General features: G+C 71.6%; 19 protein-coding genes and 1 pseudogene. 6 read left to right on the top strand and 14 right to left on the bottom strand.

Annotated elements, in window-relative coordinates; all coding sequences use genetic code 11:
• Window positions 1-2: 2 nt before the first annotated feature.
• Complete coding sequence (locus ACQEWB_RS15610; RefSeq protein WP_432831250.1) at window positions 3-851, bottom strand: PaaX family transcriptional regulator; 849 nt, start codon at window positions 849-851, stop codon at window positions 3-5.
• A gap of 116 nt (window positions 852-967) precedes the next feature.
• Here ACQEWB_RS15610 and ACQEWB_RS15605 point away from each other — a divergent pair, with 116 nt between their 5' ends.
• Both ACQEWB_RS15605 and ACQEWB_RS15600 read left to right on the top strand, forming a co-directional pair.
• A complete protein-coding gene (locus tag ACQEWB_RS15605; RefSeq protein WP_432831248.1) occupies window positions 968-2,116 on the top strand; it encodes an acyl-CoA dehydrogenase family protein in 1,149 nt (382 codons plus the stop codon).
• A gap of 50 nt (window positions 2,117-2,166) precedes the next feature.
• Window positions 2,167-2,619 (top strand): annotated as a pseudogene (locus tag ACQEWB_RS15600) (AbfB domain-containing protein); the annotation flags it as partial.
• Between the two features lie 19 nt (window positions 2,620-2,638).
• On the opposite strand, the gene ACQEWB_RS15595 reads toward ACQEWB_RS15600, so the two are convergent.
• From ACQEWB_RS15595 to ACQEWB_RS15585, 3 genes are all read right to left on the bottom strand, one after another.
• Complete coding sequence (locus ACQEWB_RS15595) at window positions 2,639-3,670, bottom strand: formylglycine-generating enzyme family protein (RefSeq protein ID WP_432831246.1); 1,032 nt, start codon at window positions 3,668-3,670, stop codon at window positions 2,639-2,641.
• A 151-nt stretch (window positions 3,671-3,821) separates the two neighbouring features.
• Window positions 3,822-4,985, bottom strand: a complete 1,164-nt coding sequence (locus ACQEWB_RS15590; RefSeq protein ID WP_432831244.1) for an FG-GAP repeat domain-containing protein — start codon at window positions 4,983-4,985, stop codon at window positions 3,822-3,824.
• Window positions 4,986-5,144: 159 nt separating this feature from the next.
• Window positions 5,145-6,011, bottom strand: coding sequence for an LLM class flavin-dependent oxidoreductase (locus ACQEWB_RS15585; RefSeq protein ID WP_432831242.1), 867 nt, complete (start codon window positions 6,009-6,011; stop codon window positions 5,145-5,147).
• 285 nt (window positions 6,012-6,296) lie between these two features.
• Between ACQEWB_RS15585 and ACQEWB_RS15580 the strand changes: the two genes are divergently transcribed.
• The gene (locus tag ACQEWB_RS15580; RefSeq protein ID WP_432831240.1) at window positions 6,297-6,821 is read left to right on the top strand and encodes a hypothetical protein; all 525 of its coding nucleotides are present in this window, start codon (window positions 6,297-6,299) and stop codon (window positions 6,819-6,821) included.
• Window positions 6,822-6,829: 8 nt separating this feature from the next.
• Here ACQEWB_RS15580 and ACQEWB_RS15575 read toward each other — a convergent pair whose 3' ends face one another.
• From ACQEWB_RS15575 to ACQEWB_RS15555, 5 genes are all read right to left on the bottom strand, one after another.
• Window positions 6,830-7,909 (bottom strand): carotenoid oxygenase family protein, encoded by a 1,080-nt coding sequence (locus ACQEWB_RS15575; protein WP_432831238.1) that lies wholly within the window; start codon window positions 7,907-7,909, stop codon window positions 6,830-6,832.
• 26 nt (window positions 7,910-7,935) lie between these two features.
• The gene (locus ACQEWB_RS15570) at window positions 7,936-9,345 is read right to left on the bottom strand and encodes an FAD-dependent monooxygenase (protein ID WP_432831236.1); all 1,410 of its coding nucleotides are present in this window, start codon (window positions 9,343-9,345) and stop codon (window positions 7,936-7,938) included.
• Window positions 9,338-10,522 carry an MAB_1171c family putative transporter gene (locus tag ACQEWB_RS15565; RefSeq protein WP_432831234.1) on the bottom strand — a complete coding sequence of 395 codons (1,185 nt, stop codon included), beginning with the start codon at window positions 10,520-10,522 and terminating at the stop codon, window positions 9,338-9,340. The genes ACQEWB_RS15570 and ACQEWB_RS15565 overlap by 8 nt, the downstream gene beginning before the upstream one ends.
• Window positions 10,519-11,124 (bottom strand): toxin, encoded by a 606-nt coding sequence (locus ACQEWB_RS15560; protein WP_432831232.1) that lies wholly within the window; start codon window positions 11,122-11,124, stop codon window positions 10,519-10,521. The genes ACQEWB_RS15565 and ACQEWB_RS15560 overlap by 4 nt, the downstream gene beginning before the upstream one ends.
• 578 nt (window positions 11,125-11,702) lie before the next feature.
• Window positions 11,703-12,449 carry an ANTAR domain-containing protein gene (locus ACQEWB_RS15555; protein WP_432831230.1) on the bottom strand — a complete coding sequence of 249 codons (747 nt, stop codon included), beginning with the start codon at window positions 12,447-12,449 and terminating at the stop codon, window positions 11,703-11,705.
• Window positions 12,450-12,687: 238 nt separating this feature from the next.
• Here ACQEWB_RS15555 and ACQEWB_RS15550 point away from each other — a divergent pair, with 238 nt between their 5' ends.
• From ACQEWB_RS15550 to ACQEWB_RS15540, 3 genes are all read left to right on the top strand, one after another.
• Window positions 12,688-13,365 (top strand): response regulator transcription factor, encoded by a 678-nt coding sequence (locus ACQEWB_RS15550; protein ID WP_432831228.1) that lies wholly within the window; start codon window positions 12,688-12,690, stop codon window positions 13,363-13,365.
• Window positions 13,366-13,465: 100 nt separating this feature from the next.
• Window positions 13,466-14,749, top strand: coding sequence for a sensor histidine kinase (locus tag ACQEWB_RS15545; RefSeq protein WP_432831226.1), 1,284 nt, complete (start codon window positions 13,466-13,468; stop codon window positions 14,747-14,749).
• An 82-nt stretch (window positions 14,750-14,831) separates the two neighbouring features.
• On the top strand, window positions 14,832-16,013 hold the full coding sequence (locus ACQEWB_RS15540) for a hypothetical protein (RefSeq protein ID WP_432831224.1): 1,182 nt from the start codon (window positions 14,832-14,834) through the stop codon (window positions 16,011-16,013).
• Window positions 16,014-16,057: 44 nt separating this feature from the next.
• Here ACQEWB_RS15540 and fxsT read toward each other — a convergent pair whose 3' ends face one another.
• The 5 genes from fxsT to ACQEWB_RS15515 all read right to left on the bottom strand — a co-directional run bounded on the left by fxsT (window position 16,058) and on the right by ACQEWB_RS15515 (window position 24,331).
• Complete coding sequence (gene fxsT, locus ACQEWB_RS15535; protein WP_432831222.1) at window positions 16,058-19,963, bottom strand: FxSxx-COOH system tetratricopeptide repeat protein; 3,906 nt, start codon at window positions 19,961-19,963, stop codon at window positions 16,058-16,060.
• Window positions 19,960-21,309 carry a TIR-like protein FxsC gene (locus ACQEWB_RS15530; protein ID WP_432831220.1) on the bottom strand — a complete coding sequence of 450 codons (1,350 nt, stop codon included), beginning with the start codon at window positions 21,307-21,309 and terminating at the stop codon, window positions 19,960-19,962. Before ACQEWB_RS15530 ends, fxsT begins: the two co-directional genes overlap by 4 nt.
• Before the next feature lie 108 nt (window positions 21,310-21,417).
• On the bottom strand, window positions 21,418-22,182 hold the full coding sequence (locus ACQEWB_RS15525; protein ID WP_432831218.1) for an aminoglycoside N(3)-acetyltransferase: 765 nt from the start codon (window positions 22,180-22,182) through the stop codon (window positions 21,418-21,420).
• Window positions 22,161-22,646 carry a hypothetical protein gene (locus ACQEWB_RS15520; RefSeq protein ID WP_432831216.1) on the bottom strand — a complete coding sequence of 162 codons (486 nt, stop codon included), beginning with the start codon at window positions 22,644-22,646 and terminating at the stop codon, window positions 22,161-22,163. Before ACQEWB_RS15520 ends, ACQEWB_RS15525 begins: the two co-directional genes overlap by 22 nt.
• A 17-nt stretch (window positions 22,647-22,663) precedes the next feature.
• A complete protein-coding gene (locus tag ACQEWB_RS15515; RefSeq protein ID WP_432843833.1) occupies window positions 22,664-24,331 on the bottom strand; it encodes an FxsB family cyclophane-forming radical SAM/SPASM peptide maturase in 1,668 nt (555 codons plus the stop codon).
• Window positions 24,332-24,350: the final 19 nt, after the last annotated feature.

The raw sequence follows: 24,350 nt of genomic DNA, 5'->3' as shown, positions 1-24,350 counted from the left end.
TGTCACCGGCCGGCCGGGTCTCCGATCGTCGAGGCGACGTACTCGAAGGCCAAGTCCGCCAGCCGTTCCCGGAGTTCGTGCGCGAGCGCCTGTGCGGCCTCGCCGTGCCAGTCCGCCGGCAGGAGTTCCGTGGGCAGACCCGGATCCAGGTAGGGGAAGCGCATCCACTGCTCGAGGGCCAGTGTGTATACGGCGAAGGCGTCGCCGGGGTCGGAGACGCGGTCCGTCTCCCGCACGGCGGTCAGTACCGGCGACCACGAGCGCAGGTACCTGTCGTAGGAGGCGGCGAGTTCGTCGAGGTTCCAGGCGCGGCGGACGAGCGCCGCGGTGTCGCCGAGACCTTCGTGGTGGGCGGTGAAGGCGTCGACGTAACCCTCCAGGCCGAGCCTGCGCACCCACTTCAGGACGGTGGGGAGGACCCGCGCGGGAGCGAGCCACAGGCCGCTCTCGAGCTGGCCCATGCCGAGCCAGACCAGCCGTTTGCGCAGCGTGTAGCGCTTCTCCCGCTCGGCCTCGGGGACCGAGAAGGAGACGATGGCCCAGCCGTCCTCCGGCCGGGCCGGCTTCAGGGGGGCGTAGACGACCTCGTCGCCCTCCTCGAAGATCAGCCGCGCCTTGGCGGTCGCCGCGTATCCGCGGACCGTCCCGCGCCGCTCCGGGACCAGCAGGTCGCGGCGGGTCATCCGGGTCACCGCCGAGCGGGTCGCCTGGGCCGGTACGCCCAGCCGCTCGAGCAGCGTGATCAGGTCGGCCACCGAGGACCAGCCCCGCACCAGCCGTGAGTAGTGCCCGTAGACGGCCAGGATCAGCAGCTGGGTGCTGTTCTTCGCCTCGTCCTGCGGCAGGTCCACGCGCGGTCCCCTTACTCGCCTCTCGCCCTTCACGTCTCATTCTCGCCGGTGCCTCGCCCGGACAATTTTATGTCGGATCGCTTCCGGGCGGTCGCGATCCGACATACTCTGCTCGCATGAAGCGCGATCTCTACGACACCGACCACGAGGACTTCCGGGCCATGGCCCGCGCCTTCGTCGCCAAGGAGGTCAGCCCGTACCTCGCCGCCTGGGCGGCCGCGGGCGAGGTCGACCGGTCGCTGTACCGGGCGGCGGGGGCCGCGGGCCTGCTCGGGCTGGGGGTGGAGGAGGAGTACGGCGGCAGTGGCGTCGACGACTTCCGCTACAACGCGGTCCTCAACGAGGAGTTGTGCCGCGCGGGCGCCACCTCGGTCTCCATGAACCTCAACGGCTTCACCGACCTGATCGCCCCCTACTTCCGGGAACTGGCCACCCCCGAACAAAAGGCACGCTGGCTGCCCGGCCTCGCCGACGGCAGCCTGGTGGCGGCCATCGCCATGACCGAGCCCGCCGCCGGCAGCGATCTGCGGGGGATCCGCGCCCGGGCCGAACGGCGGGCGGACGGTTACCTGTTGAACGGCGCGAAGACCTTCATCAGCAACGGTTTGATCGCCGACCTCGTGATCGTGGTGGCCCGCACGACCGCCGAGGACGGGTCGGAGGGGCTCAGCCTCTTCGTGGTGGAGCGCGGGATGCCCGGCTTCGAACGCGGCCGCAGGCTCCACAAGCTCGGCCTGTCCGCCCAGGACACCGCCGAACTGTCCTTCACCGACGTGCCCGTACCGGCCGCGAACCTGCTCGGCGAGGAGGGGCGGGGCCTGGAGTACCTGAAGCGGAACCTGCCGCGGGAGCGGGTCAGCGTCGCCGTGACCGGGGCCGCCACCATGCGGCGGGTGCTGGACGACACGATCGCCTACACCCGCGACCGGACCGTCTTCGGAGGCCCGCTGTCCGAACTCCAGGCGACCCGGTTCACCCTGGCCGAGCTGGCGACCGAGACGGAGATCGCCCGGACCTTCACCGACCGCTGCGTGGCCGAACTGGTCGCCGGCCGGCTGACGGCCACCGAGGCGGCCATGGCCAAGTGGTGGGTGACCGAGCGCCAGCAGCGACTAGTCTCCCGGTGCCTCCAACTGCACGGCGGATACGGCTACATGACGGAGTACGCCATCGCCAGGGACTTCGTCGACACCAGGGCCGGCACCTTGTTCGCCGGCACCACCGAGATCATGAAGGAGATCATCGGCAAGTCGCTGGTGCGCTGACGCGAACCACGTCCGTCGCCTTCTCGCCTTTCTCTTGACATCGACACCCAGATCATCGAAGTGCCCTCGAGGGCAGCAACTCGATCCTCGGCACCTGGACCACCCTCGGCGACCTCTCCGGCATCGGCCTCACCGGCTCACAGGTCGAGGGCTCGATGTGGATGCGGTTCAACGGCACCGACAAGTGGGCCCTCTACCTGGACCAGTACGCCACCGGCGGCGGCTACATGCCGGTCCTCACCACCGACCCGTCCGATCCCGCCGCCTACCAGAAGCAGGCGGCCGGGAGTTACGGCATGGGCGGCACGAAGAAGCGCCACGGCTGGATCCTCGACCTCACGGCCGCCGAAGAGAACCGCGTGCCCGCCCGCCGGCCCAACACGGCGGTCAGCCGGCTCCAGTCGTACAACTATCCCGACCGGTACATCCGGCACTACGCCTACCAGCTGCGACTCGACCCGATCAGCACCGCGACCGGACGCGGTGACGCCACCTTCCGGGTGACGAGTTGACGGCCGCCGTTCAGGCGGAGGCGGCGACCCGGAAGCCCACGGTCGGGTAGCCGCCCGAGGGGTCGCGGCCCTCGCCCCGGTAGATCGCCGTGCAGCTGTTGAGGTTGGCGTACCAGGAGCCGCCGCGGATGGCGTTGACCTGCTGGCCCATCTCGCCGCCGTGAGTGGCGGTGATGACGGAGGTGGTCCACTCCCAGCAGTTGCCGGACAGGTCCCACACGCCGTCCGCGCTGACCCCGCCGGCGTAGGTGGTGACGGGTGTGGTGTAGCCGCCGGTGGCGGTCAGGGCGTCGTACACGTCGGTGTAGATGAAGCCGGTGCGGCTGGCGGTGACGTTCCAGCCGGCGACGGTTCCGGTGCTGCCGATGGAGAGGATCTCCGAGATCGGGAAGCTCTGGCCGTAGAGGTCGGAGCCGGTGGCGGTGTAGGTGGCCGACTCGTCGCCGTGCTCGGCGAGTTCGTAGGCGGCGCAGACCGAGTTGTAGTTGTAGTTGCTGGTCAGGACGGGGTCGGCGTAGGTGGTGCCGGCCGTGTCGCCCCACGGGTAGGTGAGGGAGTCGGGGCCCGAGGCGGCGAGTTCCCACTCGGCCTCGGTGGGCAGCCGGAAGGTCCAACTCGCGTCGTCCGCACGGTCGGTGAGCCAGGCGCAGTAGGCGGTGGCGGCGTCGAGGGAGACCTGGAGCACGGGGTGGTCGGCCTTGCCGTCGGGGTAGGTGCCGCCGTCCCAGTACCCGGGGGTGTCGGCGCCGGAGTCGTCGACGTACTCCAGGTACTGGGAGTTGGTGACCTCGTATGTGCCGAGCCAGTAGGCCGAGTCGACCGGCGAGGCCTCGCCCGAACCCGCCGTCCCGGACAGGTCGGTGGCGAAGACGAAGTCCGGGTCGGCGGCGATCGGGGTCAGGGACTGGCCCGCGACCGTGGTGCTCGCGCCGGTCGTCGCGGCGGTGGCTCCGGTCGGCCCCGCGAGGGCGGCCGTGCCGGTGAGGGCGAGGAGAGCGAGAAGGGTCCTTCTGCTGGGGCTCGGTGCGTCGCTCGCGTTCATGACGGCTCCTGGGAGTGATGGGCGTCGCGTGTCCCTTGCGCGTGCTGATGCTCCATCAACTTCCGCTCACTGTCGACACTTTGACCGTAACAACCGCCTGAGAGTGGGCTGTGTGCGGCGATGTGTCGGCACTACGAGCCTGTGTCGGGTGTCAGGCGCAGGTGCCGGTGAACACGTCCAGCTGATCGGCGCTGCTGCTCGCCACCACGAGGTCCTGCGTGCCGTCGGAGTCCAGGTCGGCGGCGGCGGCCTCGTAGGCACCGGCGGAGGTCAGCTCCGTCGGACCGGTCAACTCGCCCCCGGAGGTGCCCTGGTAGACGGAGACGGAGTTCCCGTTGAGGGAGGAGACGAGTACGTCCGTGACGTCGTCGCCGTCCAGGTCCGCCGCGTTGACCGCGACCGGGAGGGCCGAGGTGGCGTAGTCGGCGGGGTCGGCGAAGGTGCCGTCGCCGTTCCCGGCGTAGATCTCCAGGGTGTCGGAGCCGTTGCTGACGACGGCCAGGTCGGTGTTCCCGTCGCCGTCGAAGTCGCCGTCGGCGATGGAGTACAGCCGGTTGACGCTGGAGTACTCGGTGACGTCCCCGAAGGTGCCGTCGCCGTTGCCGAGCGCCACGCTCACGCCCCCGGCGGTGGCGACGCTTGCCGTGGCGACGTCCAGGTTGCCGTCACCGTCGAAGTCGGTCAGGACCAGACCGTGCGGCCGGGTCGTCGTCACGACCTCCAGCTCCGTGGTGAACGTACCGCTGCCGTCGCCGAGCAGCAGGCTGACCCCGCCGCCCGACTCCTCGGCCACCGCGAGGTCCAGGTTCCCGTCGCCGTCGATGTCGCCGGGGACGAGGGAGCGGGCGCCCGCGCCGACGGTGTACTGGGTGGAGGCCTGGAAGGTGCCGTCGCCGTTCCCGAGCAGCACGCTGACCGTGCCGCCGTCGAAGTCGGCGGTGGCGATGTCGGGGTTGCCGTCGGCGTCGAAGTCGGCGATGACCGACTGGTACGGCTTGTCGCCCACGGCGTAGTCGGCGGCGGTGGCGAAGGTCCCGTCGCCGTTGCCCAGCAGTACGGAGACGGTGTCGGCGTCGTTGTCCGCCGCCACGACGTCCGCGTTGCCGTCGCCGTCGAGGTCGCCGGTGACCACGTGGCGGGGGTTGTCGCCGGTCGCGGCGGAGGTGTCCGAGAGGGTGTAGGAGCAGGCGGTGGCCGTCGTGGTGTCCGACTGGGACGCCGAGGCGACGGCCACGACGCCCGCGGCCAGCGTTAAGGCGCCGGCGGTCGAGACGGCCAGGATGTTGCGGACGCGGTGCTTCTTGTGCTTGCTCATGAGTGGTGGGGTGCCCTTCCCGTCGTAGGCGATGAAAGGCAGGGGGCGGCGGAGCCGACCCCTGACATGGGCACGGGAAGTTAGGGGCCGCCCCTGTGAACCACGTGTCACGGGACGTGGTTTCTCTTAGGTATTCGTCAGGCGTCCGTCAGGCGTCCGTCACAGCCCGGCCAGCACCGCCTCCAGCTGACGCAGCGGCTGTTCGCCCGCGAACCGCAGGACCACCGTGTCCGCGCCGGCCTCCGCCAGCTCGTGGATGCGCTCGGCGGCCTGTGCGGCGGGGCCCGACACCGTGAAGACCTCCTCCTGCGGGCGGCCCAGCCAGGCGGCGTGGCCCTCCGTGTGCGGGTGCAGGGCGCGGGCGACCTCGGCGGGGTCGTCGCCGACGCAGGTGAAGGCGAAGACGGTGAGGGTGTGGTCCGGGGTGCCGCCACCCTTGGTGATCAGGGCGCGGGCGTTCGCCAGGTCGCTCGGTCCATGACCCTCGGCGATCACCGTGCCGTCCGCGGCCCGCCCGGAGAGTTCGAGGGAACGGGGGCGTACGACGCCCGCGACCACCGGCGGGACCTCGGCCGGCGGATGCACCAACCCGACGTCGTCCAGGCGGACTTCGCGGCCGTCCAGCTCCACCCGCTCGCCCCGCAGCAGCGCCCGCACCGAGGTGATCGTCTCCTCGAGAAGGGCGAGCGGGGAGTCGGCGGCGGCGCCCACCTGCGCCATCCACTCCGGCACGCCGTGCCCGATGCCGGCCACCAGCCGCCCCGGGAACACCCTTGCCAGCGTGGCCAGTTCCATCGCCAGCAACGCGGGGCTGCGCAGTGGGGCGGGGGCGATGCCGATGCCCACCCGGACGCGTTCCGTCGCGCCCAGCGCCACGGCGGCCGCCGACACCCCGCCGTTCCAGCCGAGATCCTCGACCACCCACACGTCGTCCGCCCCGAGCGCCTCGGCCCGCCGTGCGAACTCGGGCAGCCCTTCCGGAGCCCAGTCGCGGTCGTGCATCACACCGATCCGTACGTTCGTCATGACTCGGAAGCTATGCGCCGACGGCTCGCCGATCAACGGCGTTTACCGGCAGGGGCCGCCGACTCACCGCCCCCCACCCCACCCCGCCGCGCCCGGCGCCCGGTGTCCGCCCGGTTGCCCAACCCCCAAGAACCCGCCAGGCGTTGGCCAATCGCGTGCCATGCCCCGGTAAGGGTTCGGCGAGGTCGTCGAGTATTCACCCAATGGTTCTACCCGCATAGACCCTCGCGGTGCTGTCATGCCCACGACTGCCCGGAGCCCCCGGGCCGATCGCGGGAGTCCCCCATGCGTCCCACCCGTCGCCTCACCGCCACCACCACGTCCCTCGCCCTCGCCGTCGCCGGAATCGTCCTCACCACCGGCCCGGCCGCGCACGCGCAGAGCTGCTCGCAGGCCTATCTGCCGCTGCCCGACCCGAGCTGCCAGCCCGGCGCCTACAACCCCGACGTCACCCAGAGCACCATCGGCTCGACGATATGCGTCTCCGGTTGGACCGCCACCGTCCGCCCGTCGACGTCGTACACCAACGCGCTCAAGGTCAAGCAGATCGCCGAGTACGGCTACGACGACACCAGCACCTCCGACTACGAGGAGGACCACTACGTGCCGCTCGAGCTCGGCGGTGCGCCCAAGAGTGAGAAGAACCTGTGGCCGGAGCCGCGCTACGGCGACGAGACCGCCGGGGGCAAGGACTCCGTGGAGAACAAGCTCAAGAAGGCCGTGTGCAACGGCACGGTGAGCCTTGCCGACGCGCGCGAGGCCATCGCCTCCGACTGGACCACCGCGCTGTCCGACCTCGGCCTCAGCTGACCTCGGGCTCAGCCGGCCTCGGCCCGTAGGCCGTCACGCAGGCGGCGCAGGTCGTCGGCGTGACGGCCGAGGCCGTTCACGCGCAGCCGGGCCGCCTCGGTGCGCGGGTTGCGGTGGACCGTGAAGGCCAGGTTCAGGGATTGCCGCAGCATCCACAGGTCGTACGCCAGCAGCCGGGCCGCCCGGTCCTGGGCGCGGGCGAGGTCCGGGTCGGTGATGCGCAGGTCCTGAAGCCGGGTGCGCAGCCGGTGCAGCGCGATGCTCTGCTGCCCGCACGCACGGGCCGTCTGCCGGGAGACCGGCCCCGGTTCGCCGCAGGCGGCCACCGCCCGGTCGGCCGGTGTCTGCGCGGCCACCGCCTCGTCCAGCACGGCGACCAGCGCCCGCACCTGGGCCGGCCGGGGCAGGCCCGCCGGAGCGCTGTGGCGGGGGAGGCGTAGGGGAATGCGCATGGCACCTCCTGGTCGCCTCCAGTGTGCGCCTCCCTGCCGGACGGGCCCTAGCGTCCGGTGAGGACTCCGTGGAAGCCGAAGGGTACGGGCGGAGAGGATCACGCCGTCGTCCTGGCCCCGGCCCCCCGGCTCGGGCACGGACACCGGCTCACCGGGGCAGCGGTCCTCCTCGCACCAGGTGAGCGTCCCGCCGGAACCGACGTCCAGCCGGACCAGCTGGTCCATGAAGTTCCCGCCCTTGCGGTCCTGCGAGCCGACACCGTACGCGTACCGGTACGGCCGCCCGGTACTCCCCGGACCGCTCAGCAGCAGTGCCAACGAGTTGACGCGGTAGGGGAATTCGACCAGCACGGCGTACGACGGGGTGATCGCGAAGCTCTGCATGTACGACGGTTTCGCGACCTGTTTCGCCGCCACCAGCTCGCGCAGGCCGTCGGAGTGCGGCTGTTGACGGTGGATCAGACAGCGGCTGGTGCGACCGAAGCGGATCGAGGTGTTGACGGGGGCGTCGCCGCCCGGCTCCAAGTGCGTTTGGGCTGTGGTGACTTGTGAGTTCGGCCGGTCCTCGTAGCCGAAGCGGTGGATCATCGCGTGGCCGTCGAACCAGTGGCGGTACGAACGCTCGTACTCACGCACCGGAGTGCGCGGGACAAACGCGAGTTTCAGCCGACCGCCCGGCGCTCCGTCTCCGTCAGGGGAGCGGCGTCGAGGTGGGGCCGCTTCGGGCCGAACAGCATCGGGACCAGCATGTCCGGCGAGAAGAGCCGCAGCGCGGGCTTCTCCAGGCTCATCACGTCGAGAAGGGCGCCGAGGGCACGCGGATTGCGGGCGCCGGTGGCGACCGCGCGGTCGACGAAGCGGGCGAGGAAACGTTCCACTGCGGTGGGCGGGCTGTCGGCGGCACCGGGGTAGAAGGCGTCCTGGCCGACCGCCAGGTCCCAGGCGGCGGCGACCGGGCGGGCGGTGGCGCGCTGGATCCGGCGGGCCGTGCCGGGGGCGGTGAGGGCGGTGGCGCGCAGCACCTTGCGCAGGGCGAGGGCGGACTGGGCGGCGACGGTGATGCCGTGGCCGTAGACCGGGTTGTAGCCGGCCACCGCGTCGCCGAGGACGGTGAAGCCGTCGGGCCAGTGCGGGAGTTTCTCGTAGTAGCGGCGGCGGTTGGCGGTGGAGCGGGTGGTGGCCACCTCGCCCAGCGGCTCGGCGCACTTCAGCAGCTCGCCGATCACCGGGTCGCCGAGGCCGAGCGCGAAGTCGGCGAACGCGTCGGCGTCGGCGGTGGGTTCGCCGCCGCGTGTGCCGGAGAGGGTGACGATCCAGCGGTCGCCCTCGACGGGCACGATGATGCCGCCCCGGCCGGGGGCGTCCGCCGGGTTCGCCTGGACGTTGACCAGCGGGAAGTCCAGGTCGGCCGCGGTGCCGGGGGCCCGGTAGAGGCGGGTGGCGTAGGCGACTCCGGCGTTCACCTCGCGCTCGGTGACCTCGGGCAGGCCGAGGGCGGTGAGCCAGCGCGGGGCGCGCGAGCCGCGGCCGGAGGCGTCCACGACGAGGTCGGCGGGCAGGTCGAGTTCCTCGGCGCCGGTACTCGACCCGGTGCGGACGCGGACCCCGGTGACGCGGGTGCCGTCGCCCAACAGGCCCTCTGCGGTGGTGTCCTGACGGAGCGTTATCCGCTCGTCGGCCAGGACCCGGTCGCGTATCACCGCGTCGAGCAGGTCGCGGGTGCAGACCAGGTTGCGGTGATGGGTGGAGGTGAAGCGGCGGAACCAGATCTCGTTGGGGGCCCGCGAGACCATGTCGCCCATGATGTGGACCAGCCGGGCGCCCCGCGCGACGATCTCCCCGACCAGCCCCGGCAGCAGCTCGTCGAAGGCCTTCACCCCGCCGCTCCACACCAGGTGTGCGTGCCGGGCCTGCGGGACGCCCCGGCGCGGCTCGGGTCCCTCGGGGAGCAGGTCGCGTTCGACGACCGTGACGTCGGCGAACTCGGTCAGCGCGGCGGCGGCGAGCAGGCCGGTGACGCTGGCGCCGATGACGACGGCGGCCGGTCTGTGGGCGGGGAGTCGGTCAGGCATGTGTGATCGGGCTTTCTGTGCTGGTCAACCGCCGGCGGAGGGTGTCGACGGTGCGGGGGTGACCGAGGGCCCGGGAGACGGCCTCGATGTCGTCGGTCACGAGAGCTCCGGTGCGTGTGTCCCGGGCCTCGACGGCAGGCGGGGCGCCCGCGCGGTGGGCGTCCAGGGCGGCGCGCACCACGACCGCGCCGGCCGCTGCGCCTGCCCCCGCCGTACCGTGCGCGGGCAGTGCGGCCGCGTACGCCTTGTCGTACAGGCCGCCGTCGAAGTACGGGCCGAGCAGCCGCAGCGCGTCGTGGATGCGCTGGCGGCGCTGCATCAGCCGCAGGTCCAGCGGCGCCCAGAAGCCCAGCCGGGCCGGGGCCGCCGACGCGCCGAGGACGCGCACCGCCCGCCACAGCGGCCGTAGCCGCCGGTGCTCGCGCTGGTCGCGCACCCAGCGCTGGAGGAACGGCCCGACCTGCGGCACCAGGAAGCCGAGCGCCACCAGGATCGCCTCGAGGAGCGCGAAGGGCGGGGCCGCCTTGGTGCTGAGCGCGTCCCAGTCCGTCCCGGACCAGCGGGCGCCGAGCGCGGTCAGCTTGGCCGCGTCGAACAGCAACCCCGAGGCGTAGCCGAGCTGTTGGAGGACGACACCGGTGCGCAGCCAGCGGTTGCCGATCTGCGGGAACCACTTCCACAGCAGATAGGCGGCGACCAGGCAGGACACCATGTGCGCGGTCAGGTAGAGCAGGATGTGCTCGCGCATCCACGGGGTGTTGGCGTAGTACGTGTCCAGGTCGTAGATCCGCGGCTCCGGCGCGTCCGCCAGCAGGAACGTCCCCCACAGGGCGGCCACCACCCCCGCGTACGCCCAGTAGATGCGGCGCATCCGGCGCGCGCGCCGCTCGGAGGGTTCCTCCCGCCAGCGGATGATCATCGTCAGGCCGGTGGCGCAGAACGCGGTCAGGAACGAATAGGCCCACGGCGAGGCGATGTTGGGCACGCCGGTCAGCCGGTTGAGCCGCTCGATGTTGACCGGGGTGATGACGACCAGGACGGCGGTGGCCGAGGCCAGCAGCACGGTGGTCGCGCGCACGTCGGGGTCGCGCCAGGCCCGCGCGAAGGTCGGCAGCTTGACGGCGAGCGCGGTGGCGAGCAGGACGGTGGGTATCCAGTAGGGGATGTGCGGGATCATCGCAGCAGGCGTCCGCCGCGGTTGCCGATCGACAGGTCGATACGGCCCTCCACGGTGGCCGGCGTGACCGGTCCCTGGGCGTAACGGCCGGTCATCCAGGTCCGTACCTCGCGCCCGAAGAGCAGCCCGAAGGTCTCCGCGTCCGCCTCGTGGTCGTCGGCGGAGGCGGACCGGGCCGTCACCGTGAGGCAGGCCTCACGGGGCACCTCCGCGGTGGCGAGGATCTCCTCGGCGGCGCGCCGGAGCAGCTCGGGGGTCTGGCCGGGGGCGTGCGCGCGGGCGGCCGTGGTGAGGGAGTGGCCGCCGCAGGAGCCCTGCTCCTCGTGCCACAACTCGTGGCCCAGGATGACCAGTTGGGCCTCGGGGACGGTGTCCTCCTCGACGACGATCACCGACCGGTCCGTGAAGTCCAGCCGCAGGCCCGACACGGGCAGGTCCGGCGGGAAGGCCCGGAACACCAACTCCACCGGGCGGCCCGCCCGCACGCTCATCGCGCGGCAGAACTCCGCCATCACCGCCCGCGGTTCGGCCGGCCGCCGGATCGACTTCGACGCCTCCGCGGCCAGGGTGGCGAGCAGGGACTTCATCGCCTTCGTGGTCATCGGGCGGTGTCCCTCTCCGGGCGGGCCAGGGCGGCGGGCAGGTGTGACGTGCTGCGCCGGCAGGCGCGGGGTCGTGCGATCGCAGCTTATGTCCGGACCGGCCCCGCCCGCCGACCCTTTCTCGGCCAAAAACGATCGTTTGCCAGTACGAAGTCGGGGGGATCTTGGGGTCACCCTCCTCCCTCGGGAGTAGCCGGAACGCACCGGATCCTGCCGGGGAGGCATGACAAGTGCCTCCGTGGGCACGATGTGCCGAAACGGCGCGCGTACGAGGCTGGTTCACGTCAGCCAGAGGGACACACCGACCCGAGGAGGGCGTCATGAACCGTCAGACCCGTATCCGCGTCCACCGCCGCCCCACCACGCCCCGCGACACGACGATCGACCGCAGGACCCCGTCCGGCCGGCTGCTGCCGTACTGACGCCATGACGAGACTCGACGCGGACGGCGCGAGACCGCCGTACCGATACCGCTGACGGGGCTTGGCGCGGGGGCGCGGCACCTGCCTGCCGACGCCGCTGACAGGGTTCGGCGCGGGTGGCGCGAGACTGCCGTACCGACGTGCCGCTGACCGGGCTCAGCGCAGCCGGCGGGAGACCGCCGTGCACAGCGCCCGGCGGAGTTTCGCGGGTGGGGTGCGGCCGGTGCCGCCGACTCCGGCCGTGACCGCCGCGGCGACCGCGCGCAGCTTGGTGTTGGAGAGCTGGGAGGCCTCCCGCAGGATGTTCCACGCCTCGTCGGAGGTGCAGCCGTGCGTGGCCATCAGGATGCCGCGGGCCTGGTCGATGACCGGCCGCGTGGCGATCGCCCGGCGCAGCTGCTCGACCTCGGTGCGCAGCAGCCGCAGCTGCTCCGCGCGCTCGAGGGCGACCGCGGAGGCGGCCGGTCCGGCGGAATCCGGGTCGGCGGGGCGGGCCGTGGGGTCCAGCGGGTCGGCGGGGCGGGCCGTGGGGTCCAGCGGGTCGGCGGGGCGGGCCGTGCGGTCCAGCGGGTCGGCGGTGTCCAGACCGGCCAGCTCCAGGATCCGCCGCGGCTGCCCGTTCCAGTGCGTGGCCCGCACCGGGATGCGGCGCCGGTGGCCGTAGGCGTCCAGCAGGTCCAGGAACTGCAGTCCCGCCGTGTCCATGAAGACCACGCCGGCCATGTCCACGTCGACCCGCCCGGTGTCGGCCGGCAGCTCGGCCAGCGTCCGCGCCAGGGTGTCCGCGCACCCCTGGACCAGTTCCCCGCGTGGCACGAGCACGGCCCGGCCCGCTTCCACACGGCCGTCGATGACCAGGATGTCCAGCCGCCCCGCGAGCGTGATGTGTGCCGCTGAGATCATGTCCCCGCCTCGTAGCTCCCCGACAGTCGTCCCGATGCCGATTCCCCTTGCCGCCGCCGGACGCCCCCGCCGGGAGTCGTGGACCGAACTCCGCGGGGCCCGGCGTCGCTGCGGCTTCGCCTGCCCGCCGAACCATGGCGTACACCCCGTACCCGACGGAATGGCCGACTCCCGACGGCCCGCCCGGCCGCCGCTCCTCGTCCTGAAAAAGGGCCCGGGGCTGCCGTAGCGTGAGGACATGCGGGTGCTGGTCGTCGAGGACGAGGAGCGGTTCGCGGCCGGGCTGAAGGACGGGCTCGAAGCCGAGGGCTTCGCCGTCGACGTGGCGCCGGACGGCGTGGACGGACTGTGGCTGGCCCGCGAGAACGCGTACGACGCGATCGTCCTCGACATCATGCTGCCCGGCCTCAACGGCTACCGGGTCTGCCGGGCCCTGCGCGCGGGCGGCGACTGGACGCCGATCCTCATGCTCACCGCCAAGGAGGGCGAGTGGGACGAGATCGAGGGCCTCGACACCGGCGCCGACGACTACCTGACCAAACCGGTCTCGTACGCCGTGCTCCTCGCCCGCCTGCGTGCCCTGCTCCGGCGCGAGGCGCACGAGCGGCCCGCCGTCCTCACCGTCGGCGACCTGCGCCTGGACCCCGCGGCCCGCACGGTCACCCGGGCCGGACGGACCGTCGAGGTCACCGCCCGTGAGCTGGCCCTCCTGGAGTTCCTGCTGCGCCGGACCGGCGAGGCGGTGTCCAAGCGGACCATCCTCGACCACGTCTGGGGCGACGACTTCGAGGGCGACCCGAACATCGTCGAGGTGTACGTACGCCGCCTGCGCAACAAGCTCGACCGGCCCTTCGGACGGCGGTCGCTGCTGACGGTGCGGGGGCACGGGTACCGGCTGGTGCGGGATGACGGGTGAGAGCGGGAGACCGGCGCGGCGGTGGCGCGCGGTGGGTGGGGCCGGGCGTGGGGCGCCGGCCGCGTCGGCGGCGGCCGGGGCCGTGGGTGGTGCCGGGCCGGTGGGAGTCGGTTCGTCGGCGGCGGTTGTAAGGCACCGGCGGCGGTTGCGGGCGGTCCGGGTGCGGGCCACCGTCATCGCCGTACTCGCCGTGGCGGTCGCGCTGGTCGTCGGCGGTACGGCGCTGGTGCAGGGGTTGCGCGCCGAGCTCTCCGGCGATGTGCGGGACGCCGCCCGGGCGCGGGCGACGGGGGTGGCCCGGGTCATCGGGGCGGGCCGCGGGGTGCCCGCGCCGACCGTCGCCGACTCCGGCGAGGAGTTCCTGCAGGTCGTGGACGCGGCGGGGAAGGTCGTGGCCGCCAGCGCCAATGTCGAGGGGCGGCCCGCGCTCGCCCGCCTGGAGCCCGGCGACAGCGCCTCCGTGCGCACCCCGCTCGACGAGGACCGCTTCCTCGTCGTCGCCGTCGGCGCCCGGGACGGCGACCGCGAACTCACCGTCCTCGACGGCCGTACGCCCTCCGGAGTCGCCGAGGCCACCGGGACCGTCACCCGGCTGCTACTCATCGGCTCCCCGGTGCTGCTGCTCCTCGCCGCCGCCGCGACCTGGGCCGCCGTCGGCCGCGCCCTGCGCCGGGTGGCCCGCGCCGAGGCCGCCCAGCGCCGCTTCGTGTCGGACGCCTCGCACGAGCTGCGTTCACCCGTCGCCACCGTCCGCCAGCACGCCGAGGTCGCCCTAGCCCACCCCGAACGCGCCGGCACCCTGGCGTCGACGGTGCGCGAGGAGGCCGTACGCATGCAGCGCCTGGTCGACGACCTGCTGCTGCTCGCCCGCGCCGACGAGGGCGCACCACCGGCCGCCCGGCACCCGGTCGACCTCGACGACCTGGTCCTCGCGGAGGCCGGCCGACTGCGCGCCACGACCGGCCTGCGCGTCGACACCACGGGCGTGGGCGCGGCCCGCGTGACGGGCGACGAGGGCGCGCTACGACGACTCGTGCGCAACCTCGGCGAGAACGCGGCCCGTTACGCCCACGCGCGCGTGGCCTTCACACTGACCGGCGCGGGCGAGGGCCGGGTACGCCTGGTGGTCGAGGACGACGGCCCGGGCATCCCGCCCGCCGACCGCCGCCGCGTCTTCGAACGCTTCGTCCGCCTCGACGAGTCCCGCTCCCGAGAGGCGGGCGGCGCGGGCCTCGGCCTGGCGATCGTGGCGGAGGTGGCGGCGGCGCACGGCGGGGGCGTGCGGGTGGAGGACGTGCCCTCGGGGGCGGGGGCGGGGGCGGGGTCGGGGGCCGGGGCGGACGCGGGGGCGCGGTTCGTGGTGACGCTGCCGTCGGGGGAGTGAGGCGTTCCGGTACGAGCGGAACTGAACGCTCCGTCAGGTGTGTTCAGCCTCTGTTCAGCGGTACGGCGGGACGCTGACGGGCATGAGGAACAAGACCATCCGGCCCGTCCTCGGAGCCGCCGTCCTGCTGGCGGCCGCCTGCTCCGGGAACCAGGCGCACCAAGGCGACTGCGTCCACGCGGTCGACGAGAACACGGGCCGTACGGCCGCGTCCTGTCTGCCCCTCGCCCCCGACAGCGCCCGGGTCGACCTCGCGACCCCCCGCTTCACCCACCCCACCCGCATCACCAACCCCCTCCACCCCACCGCCGAGGTCACCCAGACCATCTACGGCGGCCAGGAGTCCGGCAAACCCTTCCGCACCGAGGTCACCCTCCTCCCCGGCACGAAGATCATCACCTGGGGCGACCGCACGATCCACGCCGTGACCTCCCAGTACGTCGCCTTCTCGGCGGGCCGCGTCGAGGAGGTCGCCGACGACTGGTACGCCCAGGCCGACGACGGCTCCGTCTGGTACCTCGGCGAGGACGTCTTCAACTACGACAACGGCGTCGTCGCCGACACGGAGGGCACCTGGCAGGCGGGCCGCGACGGCGCCCCCGGCGCGATGATCATGCCCGCGCACCCGGCCAAGGGCGACGTCTACCGCACCGAGAACCTCCCCGGCGTCGTCTTCGAGCAGGTCACAGTGAGAGGCGCCGGGCAGACGGTCGACGGGCCGTACGGACAGATCAAGGACGCGCTGACCGTCCACGAACTCCACATGGACGGCACCACAGAGGACAAGGTCTTCGCCCCCGGCTACGGCGAGTTCTCCACCGGCTCGGCGGCGGGTGACCTGGAGGCGGTCTCGCTGGCCGTACCGACGGACGCGAAGCACGCGCCCGTGCCGGCGGGGCTGACCGCCCTGACCGAGGCGGTCCGCGCGGCCCACGCGACCCCGACGGCCGCCAAGGTCCGTGCGGCACAGGCCACTTGGAACACCTACCGCACCGCGGACGTCGTACCACCCCTGCTCCGGCGGCAGATGACACGGGACCTGAACACGTGGCAGAAGTCCCCGCAGGACCGGGCGGCGGCCCTGCGCACGGAACAGAACACCACCGACCTGCGCCTGCGCTACGAGCCCCTGGCCACCGTCGACCGGGCTCGACTCGCCATGTGGACACGACAGTTGGAGATCGACGAGAAGGCCGGGGACGCGGGGGCCGTGGCGGGTGACAGGGCCTGCATCGAGTTGATCCGGCAGCGGGGGAGTCGGTAGGGCGGGTGATGTGGCCTGTCGTGAGTTGATCGGTCGTCGCACGGTCAGACAGCCAGCGGCTCCAGGTGCCGGAAGGTGCGTCGCTTCAGCCGGACGTCCCTGGTGACGGGGCTTTCGTCGCCGAGTTGCAGGTGGAGCTCGCGTAGGATCTCGTCGTGCGCAAGGCCGGCCTCGTCCGAGCGGTCCAGAGCGCTCAGGGTGAGGGCGGAGTTGGCGGTCACGGCCAGGGTCTCCGGATGGTGAGGTCCCAGAACGGTGCGCAGTCTGTCGACCATCTGTTGCTCCAGGGCGCTGGCCTCCTCCAGTCGCAGTTCCTCGGCGAGAACGCTGGCGTAGTTGGCGCCGCACAGAAGCGTGTGGGGATGGTTCTCGCCCAGCGCCTCCGTCATACCGGCGTACGCCCGGCCCAATGCCTCTTCCGCCTCCTCGGTCTCTCCGCAGCCCCAGTGGTAGATGCCGAGGTTGTTGAGTGCGGCCTGAGTGTACGGGTGGCGCTCACCTGGGACTCGGAGGTACTGGGCAAGTACCTCTTGGGCCACCTCGCGGGCCGCCTCGCTCTCGTCGGCGGCGAACAGGTCGGCGGCCAGACCGAGATCGCACGCCAATGAGGCGGGGGTCGGCGTCTCGTATTGGGTGCGGTACCGGGCGCTGGTTGCCGTCGTCAGCCGACGGGCGTCCTCGAAACGACCCGCCTGCCGTAGTGAGACCGCCAGCGACGTCGCACAACTGAGCGTGCTCGGGAACTCCTTGCCCAGAACGCGCTTGTGCGTCTCGTAGGTGGTGGACAGCAGCGCCACCGAATCGGCGTACCGTCCGACCTCCCTGAGGTCTCGGCCGAGCCGGGCGGCCGAGGCCAGCGTGTAGGGATCTTCGGGGCCCAGGACTTCCCGGCGCCGGTCGAGCGTTTCCTGGTCCAGGGCGCGCGCCTCTTCGTAGCGGCCCACCGAACGTAGCGTGAGCGCCAGGTTGTTTGCCGCCATCAGGGTCCTCCGGTGCGCTTCGTGGAAGACCTGGCAGAACCCTTCGTATGCCTCACGGGCGAGTTCGACCGCCGAACCGTAGTCGCCCAGCGCCGCGAGATCGCTCGCGAGGGCGGAGGTGGTGATGTACGTGTGCGGGTGCGCGGGGCCGAGCGCTCTGCGCTGCCGTTCCAGGAGCTCGGTGTTGATGTCCCGCGCCTTGGCGAAGCGACCCTGGGAGCGCAGCACATTGCCGAGTTGGCCGCGCAGATAGAGGTACTGCACGTCGTCCTCGCCCAGCAGCGGCTTCCAGCGTCCCAGCACGTCCTCGGCGAGCTGTTCGGCGCCGACGAGGTCGCCGCGCTGCCAGAGGTAGCGGACCCGGTCGATGAGCAGACGGCGAGTGTCCGGGGCCGTGCAGTCGCATGCGTTCGAGGCGCCCAGATGCGGCCAGACGGCAGCGAACGCAGACCAGTTACGGGGATCGTCGACCGGCTCGTCCCCGTCGGGCCGGGCGCCAGCGAGCACGGTGTGCACCACATGCCGGGCCTCCCGCTGTTCCTCCTCGGTCAGCTGGGAGCGGATCACTGCCTGGACCAGGCGGTGTATCTGGACGCTGTTCGAAACCGGATCGACCTTGGCGAGCGCGAACCGGGAGATCTCGCGAACGACACGCCCGAGCAGGAGCTGTTCCCGGAGATCGGGATCGTATGGGACGAGGGCGTGGATCATCTCCTGGCTGTAGAGCAGACGCGAGGAGATCGGCTCCGGGGCGAGAAAGGCACAGAGCTGGAGCAGGCGCACGGAGGCGGGCGAGCGTTCCCGTAGCCGGGTGAGGGAGACGTTCCAGGTAGCGGCGACCGTCAACGGGTAGTCGAGGGGTCGGTTGAGGTCCAGGACGTCGGTGGAATGGTCGGCGAGCTGCCGCAGGTACTCCTCGACCGGGGTGGCGGTCTCGGCGAGCCAGGCCGCTGCCTGCTCGACGGCCAGCGGCAGATCCCCCACCGCCGTCGCTACCTGGCCGGCCTGATCGAGGGGGATACCCGGGGCGCGCAGGGCGAGATGCTCGACGCTCTCCTCACGCAGGAAGACGTCGACCGGCAGGGACCGGCCCGGAGCCGCCCAGGCCTGGTTCCTGGAAGTGACGAGGACGTGTCCGCCGCCTGTCGGGAAGTAGGGCGCGAGACTCTCCGGCCAGTCGGCGTTGTCGAAGACGAGCAGCCAGCGTTCGGTGGGAAGCCCCTGCGACAGCATCCGCACGGCTTCCTGGCAGGCCACGGTCAGGTCCTCGCCGTCTGGCACGCCGAGCCGGCCGGCCAGCTCGGCGAGCGACGCGACGACGTTCTCGCTGTGCTCGGCGTGCAGCCACCAGACGAGGTCGTAGTCCGCCATGAAGCGGTGTGCGTACTCCAGGGCGATCTGTGTCTTGCCGACTCCGCCCAGCCCGAGGAGCGCCTGCGGCCGGACGGCGGAGAAGCCACCGTCCAGCTGGCCGCGGACCTGATCCAGGACGGCATCTCGCCCCGTGAAAGTGGTGTTGCGCTGCGGTGCGTTCCAGATCCTCGGCCGGGTGCCGGGGAACCGCTGAGCCCCCGGGCCATGGGGGCGGGAGTCCTGCGGGAAGTCCAGGGCGTCCAACAGGCGGGCGGCGCACCGGTCCTCGTCGAGGCCGGGCAGATCGACGAGGGGATGACCGAAACGGTCGGGAGGCAGACGCACCTCGTCGACCCGTACCCCGATCACGGAGCCGCGCGGAGCGTCGGTGCCGGTGAGGGTGCGCCAGGTGGACGCGCCTTGGGGCGACTTGAGGCAGGGCGAGGACAGCAGAACCAGGACGCGCATGGAGGCGACGGGGCGTCGCACCGGCCCAGCGGTCACGTCGTGCAAGGTGACGGTGCAGCCGGATCGCTTCAGGATCCCCCCGACCCACTCCGCCCACATGCGGTTCTCGGCCACGTACACGACGAGAACCTCGGTCGGGGCCGCGGCCGGCCGGCGCCGGGCGTAGGCGTCGAGACAAGCCGACCGCACCGCGTCGGAGACCGAGGGCAGCGCGCCGGTCTCCCCGTCTGTGATCACCGAGGTGAGTCGCTCGTAGGCGGCGAGCAGCGAACCCGTGAAGCCGCTCTCGTCTCCGAAGACGGCCAGTGTCTCCTCGTATGCGTAGAAGGAGCGGTAGGGGATCTCGACGGACGTCCAGTAGGCGGCCAGGTCAGCACCCGTGAGCCCTTCGGGCAGCCCGTCGAACTTGAGCCTGGCCAGAGCGCGCCCGGCGCGGAGCTTTTCCTGTTCGCCCTCGCCGATCCTCATGGGTACGGGCAGCACCCGGATCGGACGGCCGCGGTAACCGCCTGCCACGCTGCGCGCCACGGCGGAGGCGCCGTCCATCGCCTGGTCGCTGAGCGTGAAGCAGTCGACCAGAACGTCCGGCAGATGGATGGTGCAGATGTCGGCGGTGTCGGACAGGCCGGTGCGACTGTCGACGAGCACGTAGTCGTACGACGCCTTCATGTCGTGGCGGAGTGCGTCCAGGAAGATGCCTCCGCCGAGGCGCTCGTAGAAGTTGTCCCAGTCGAAGGAGCCTACGGCAGCGGCGTATGCGCGGTTCTGCCGGCCTGCGGAGAGGAAGTCGAGCGATGCGCCGGACGGGAAGGCCCAGCCGAAGCGTTCGGGTGTGAGGGAGACGGCGTGTGGTTCGACCCGTGCGTGGTCCAGGTGCCATGAGCCGGATCGGTGGGTGTCCGTGGTCGCGGCCCAGGCGTAGTCCATGACGATGTCGATGACGCCGGGGGTGGCCGCGAGGGTGTCGGGAGCGATGAAGGGATGGAAGTAGCGGTGCAGGCCCGGGGCCTCCAGGTCCCAGTCGACGGCCAGGACCCGACTGCCGTTCGCCGCGAGGATCCAGGCGGTGTTCGCCAGCGCCATGGTGCGGCCGGTTCCGCCCTTGTACGAGTAGAACGTGATGATGCGCCCGTCGTGGTCGGCTGTCATGCCGCTCCTCCGTCATCGGGTCCCGCGGGCGTGGGCAGAGGGGTCGGCCCCATGAGCCGGGGCTTGGGAACCGGGGACGGGCCGGAGGGCGGACGGGCCGTCGCGTGCTTGAGGAACTGCCGTGTCGTGTGTGCCACGACGGCGGGCAGCACGTCGGTGAAGGCCTTGAGCGTGGGCACGCCAGTGGCGGCCGTTCGGCAGTCGACCCGCCGGCCCCGATCGAGGATCGACGGAAGCGTTTGTTCCAGTTCGGCCGCGAGCCGCTGGCCTTCGTCGCTGTGACACTGCTGGTCGGCGCGGTTCCAGGGGACGACAGCGCTGATCCATGGGCGGGCGTGTGCATCGAAAGCCTGGAGCTTGCGGCGGTGTTCCTCGTCGGTGACCACCCAGCGGTCGACGAGCAGGATGCCCGGCCCTCCCTCCGGTGTCCTGACGTCCCGGTCGGTGCTTTCTCCTCTTTCCGGGGCCCCTTCGTCCTCGGGTTCGTAGGGTTCGTCGGGTTCGTCGGCGAGTGAGGAGACGGTGATCCGGTAGTCGAGCGAGCGGATCAGGTCCTCGGCGAGATGAGCCAGAGGCCCGGCGGACTCCGGGTGGTAGGGGTTCCAGTCCCGCGGCTCCGTGCCGTAGGGGCGAGTGTCGCGGTGCTCGGGAAGCGTGTCCCGGGTGGGCGCGGCCACGGTCAGGTGCAGACGCCGTGGACCTGCGCCCCGTGGTCTGAACGCGCTCGGTGTCTTCTCATAGGCGCGCGGCCGGCCCGGCGGAAGAGGCGACTCGTGGGCCACCCGGACGATGCGCTGGGCCAGCTCCAGCACCGTCTCCTCGTACTCGTCGCGCAACCTGTTGAGCTTGATCAGACCGTAGATCCCCGTGGTTTTGTAGCGGTCGCCGAATGCGGCCCGGTCCACATGGACGTGGCGGACGGAGTCGGGGAGCTGGTCGTAGTGGACGTGGGTCCACAGCGCCGGGACGATGGCCGGAAACGCTCCGTGTCCGGCGGCGCGGGCGTGCAGGATGCGCTCGTTGAAGGCGAACCACTCGCGTCCGCACATCTCACTGGCGAAGTAGCGCGGCGAGAAGAGCGGTACGAAGACCCGGCAGCTGGCGAGGTTCTCGCTGAGCAGCTCCGGCCAGCCGTCGCCCGAACGCATCTCCCGATCCATGAAACCCGCGGGCGCGCCGGCGGGCAGGTCGGTGAGGGCCATGATGTGGTCGCACAGGTCGGCGAAGAGCATGCGTACCCAGTGGTCGGGATCGCTGCCGTCGGGTCCCCAGGACGGTGTGTGGGCGTAACTCAGGAAGAAGTACGGTCGCCGGTCCGCTTCCCGTGCCCACTCCGGTGTGTCCACACGCCCCCCTGCATGCTGACAGCCCTCGCCCCGCCGATGGCGTCACCTGACCGGAATCCTCAATATGCACGAGAGCCCGCTCCGGTGTGTGTCTCGTTTCGGTTCACTTCATGACGCGAAACCGGACATGCCGGTGAGCGCGTGGTCGACGGCCGCCCGCATGGCGAACAATCGCACGGCTCTCCCGGTCACTTCCCGCTCGGCCAGCTGTTCACGCGGAAGTCCGGCCCCGACCGCGGCGAAGTCGTGGTCGTCCAGGGCGATGTCCTCGTACGAGATCCAGTGGCCCGGTTCGCCGACGACGCAGCGGTAAGTGCGCTGCGGGAGTGGGGGCGTCGTGCGGTACTGGGCGAGGTGGAACGCGCTGCACACCTCGAAGCCGACGCGGAACAGCAGTATCTGGGCACCTGCGGCATACAGCTTCGCCAGCGGCGAGCGCTCGCCGAGGTGGCAGTGCGGGTCGTGGTCGGCCATCAACTCGGCGGCCCTGCGGCCGATTGCGGCGAACGAGGTCTGTGGGTGGGTACTGCGGATCGCGCCGGAGCTGGTGCGTATGCAGGTGGCGAGAGTCCCCATGGTCGGACATGGGGTGGTGTCCGGGTTGTACGGGAGCATGGACGCGAGGAATCGCGCCCGCTCCGGCGGGGACAGATCGCCGATGAGGGCCCTGTGGGCGCGGGAGGTGTCCGAGTTCTCCGGGGTGAAGGCGGGTACGACGAGCGTGCCGTCGGGGCCCAGGGCGTCCAGCAGCACGTCCCGGACGTCGACGGCCCGCAACCCGCTTCCGCCGAGCGAGGCGTGGACCAGGAGGACTCCACCGCGTGCCACGCCCAACTCGCTGAAGAGACGCGTCAGCTGAGCGGGTTCGGCCACGGCGGCACGCTTCTTTCGTGGGTCCGGCTGGTCCACTCGGCCCGCATTTCGACGGCCAGTAACCTGCCACCTTCAGTGAGATCCCCTCCCGCGCGTCCTTCCAGGTCGGCCAGTGCAAGGTCCGCCTGACGCAGGGCCTCCGCCCGCGGTCCGGCGTCGCCCCGGGGCTCGTGGCTCCACAGCGCGGCCATGCCCAGCCAACGGCCGGCCTCGTCGAGCAGACTCCCGGCTCTTGTGCCGGGGACGTTCAGATCTCCGGCTTCGCGTAGGGCGAGGAGCCGGGCCCGACGGCCCACCCCCGGTAGGCGACGTACGAACTCCTCGGGCTCGATGTCCAGGGCCACGCCGAGCGCCCCGAAGCCGTGATTGCCGATGTGCAGGCCGAACCCCGCCGCAAGCGGCGTGACCGTTGTCGCGACCAGCGCGTTGGCGTCCTCCCGCCAGCCCGGCCGGTACTCGTCCAACCGGTCGTATGCGATGTTCAGCCGCTTGCGGAAGATGGCCAGGTCGCTGGGGTCCAGCGGAGCCGAGAGTGGTACCGGATAGCAGTCGCGGTACGGGTCGGCGTCGTCGATGACAACCGCCGACCCGTCCGAGAGGACCACCAACTCGAGGGACCGCCAGACACCGTGTCCCTCCTCGCGCCCGGCCCGGGGATTCGCGTCGACCAGTATCCGGAACCCGTCTCCCGCAATGTGGTCCCCTCGCACCTGGAAACCCCCGGTCCGACCGTGACCTCGATCCAGCCGGGTCCCGGCAGCCTCAGGGTGCCCAGCCTCGGCAGGTACAGCTCCGGGTCGGGCTGGTCCCACGCGAGGGTCGCCGGGGAGCGTGCGTGGATCGCGGCGGCCACGGCGATCGCCGCGTAGCGGGCCGCCTTCTTGCGGTCGTTCCAGGGGTTGGTCAGCGAAGGGCGCAGGTAGGGGCGGCCGAAGACGGCTTCGAGATCGCCCTCGGCGTCGTCGATCCCGTCCAGCCTGACCAGAGTGCGCCACGCCTCGTCCACGGCGGGATGCCCGTCCATACGGTCCTTCACGGCGGTCACCAGCCCGCGATCCAGTTCGAGCTGGCTGAAACGGAGCTCTTCCGGACTGAGGACGGGAGCGACAACGGGATCGGTGATCCGCTCGGCGATCCCGTCCACCAGGGCTCGCAGATCGGTGCAGTGCACCGACGGGTTGTCGAAGCCCCGCTCGGCGCTGTACCGGTGCGCGTAGAGGCCCCCGCCGCAGGACTCGACCACCGGGCAGGCGCGGCAGGTCTCACTGACGCCGGCGATGCCCGCCTGGCGGGCCTGCACCCCGGGATGCCGTTCGAGTTCTTCGAAGCTGTTCCGGAAGACGTCGAGACCGGTGGCGGGGGCGCCTTGGTAGGCCGTCTTGAGCGAGTCGGCCTGTTCGAAACTGCCGTCGGTTTCCACGACCGCGAGATCCGACGGGGCGAGCCCGAGGGCCTCGGTGAGGCTGTGACCCCCGCGCAGAGTACTGTGCACCGAGTCGAAGACCCGCACCCGCATGCGCTCCCTCTGCGCCACCCAGTGGTCGTACACCGCGAGCAGCCAGTCGGCGTATGGCGTGCGCGAACCACCTGGTTTGGGGGGCGGGTCGGCCCAGGTCGCGTGCGGCAACAGATAGTCGATACACGGTGGTTCGAGCGCGGTGAGCGCGTCATGCACCGCGACAGGGTCGTTGGCCACGTCCACGGTGCACAGCAGTCCGGCGTAGAGGTGCCGGTACTCGGGCGTCCGCAGCAGCCCGATCGCCCGCAGTACCCGGTCGTAACTGCTGCGTCCCTGCCGGTCGACACGGTGCCGGTCGTTGCCGGCACGGTCGCCGTCGAGCGAGATTCCGACTTTGACCTCGAATTCCTTGAAGATCTCGAGATGCGCACGGCTCAACTGAACGCCGTTGGTGTGAATACGCAGATCCAGATCGGCGATCGGGGAGACCGCGTCGGTGAGTTCCCTGCAGATTCGGCGAAGACCAGGTGCGCCCACGAGCAGTGGTTCCCCGCCGTGCAGGATTACCGAAACCGATTCCAGCCCCTGGGCCTGCGCGTAGGTGGCGAGGCTCCAGCCCAGCCGTGTCACGGTTTCGGCAGACATGAACTTCGGCTGTGCCGTCCAGCTTTGATCCGCGTGCTCGTACACATAGCAGTGGTCGCACGCG

The sequence above is a fragment of the Streptomyces sp. CA-249302 genome (assembly GCF_050936785.1).
In the GTDB taxonomy this organism is placed as follows: Bacteria; Actinomycetota; Actinomycetes; order Streptomycetales; family Streptomycetaceae; genus Streptomyces.
This window is presented reverse-complemented; position numbering and strand designations above follow the sequence as displayed.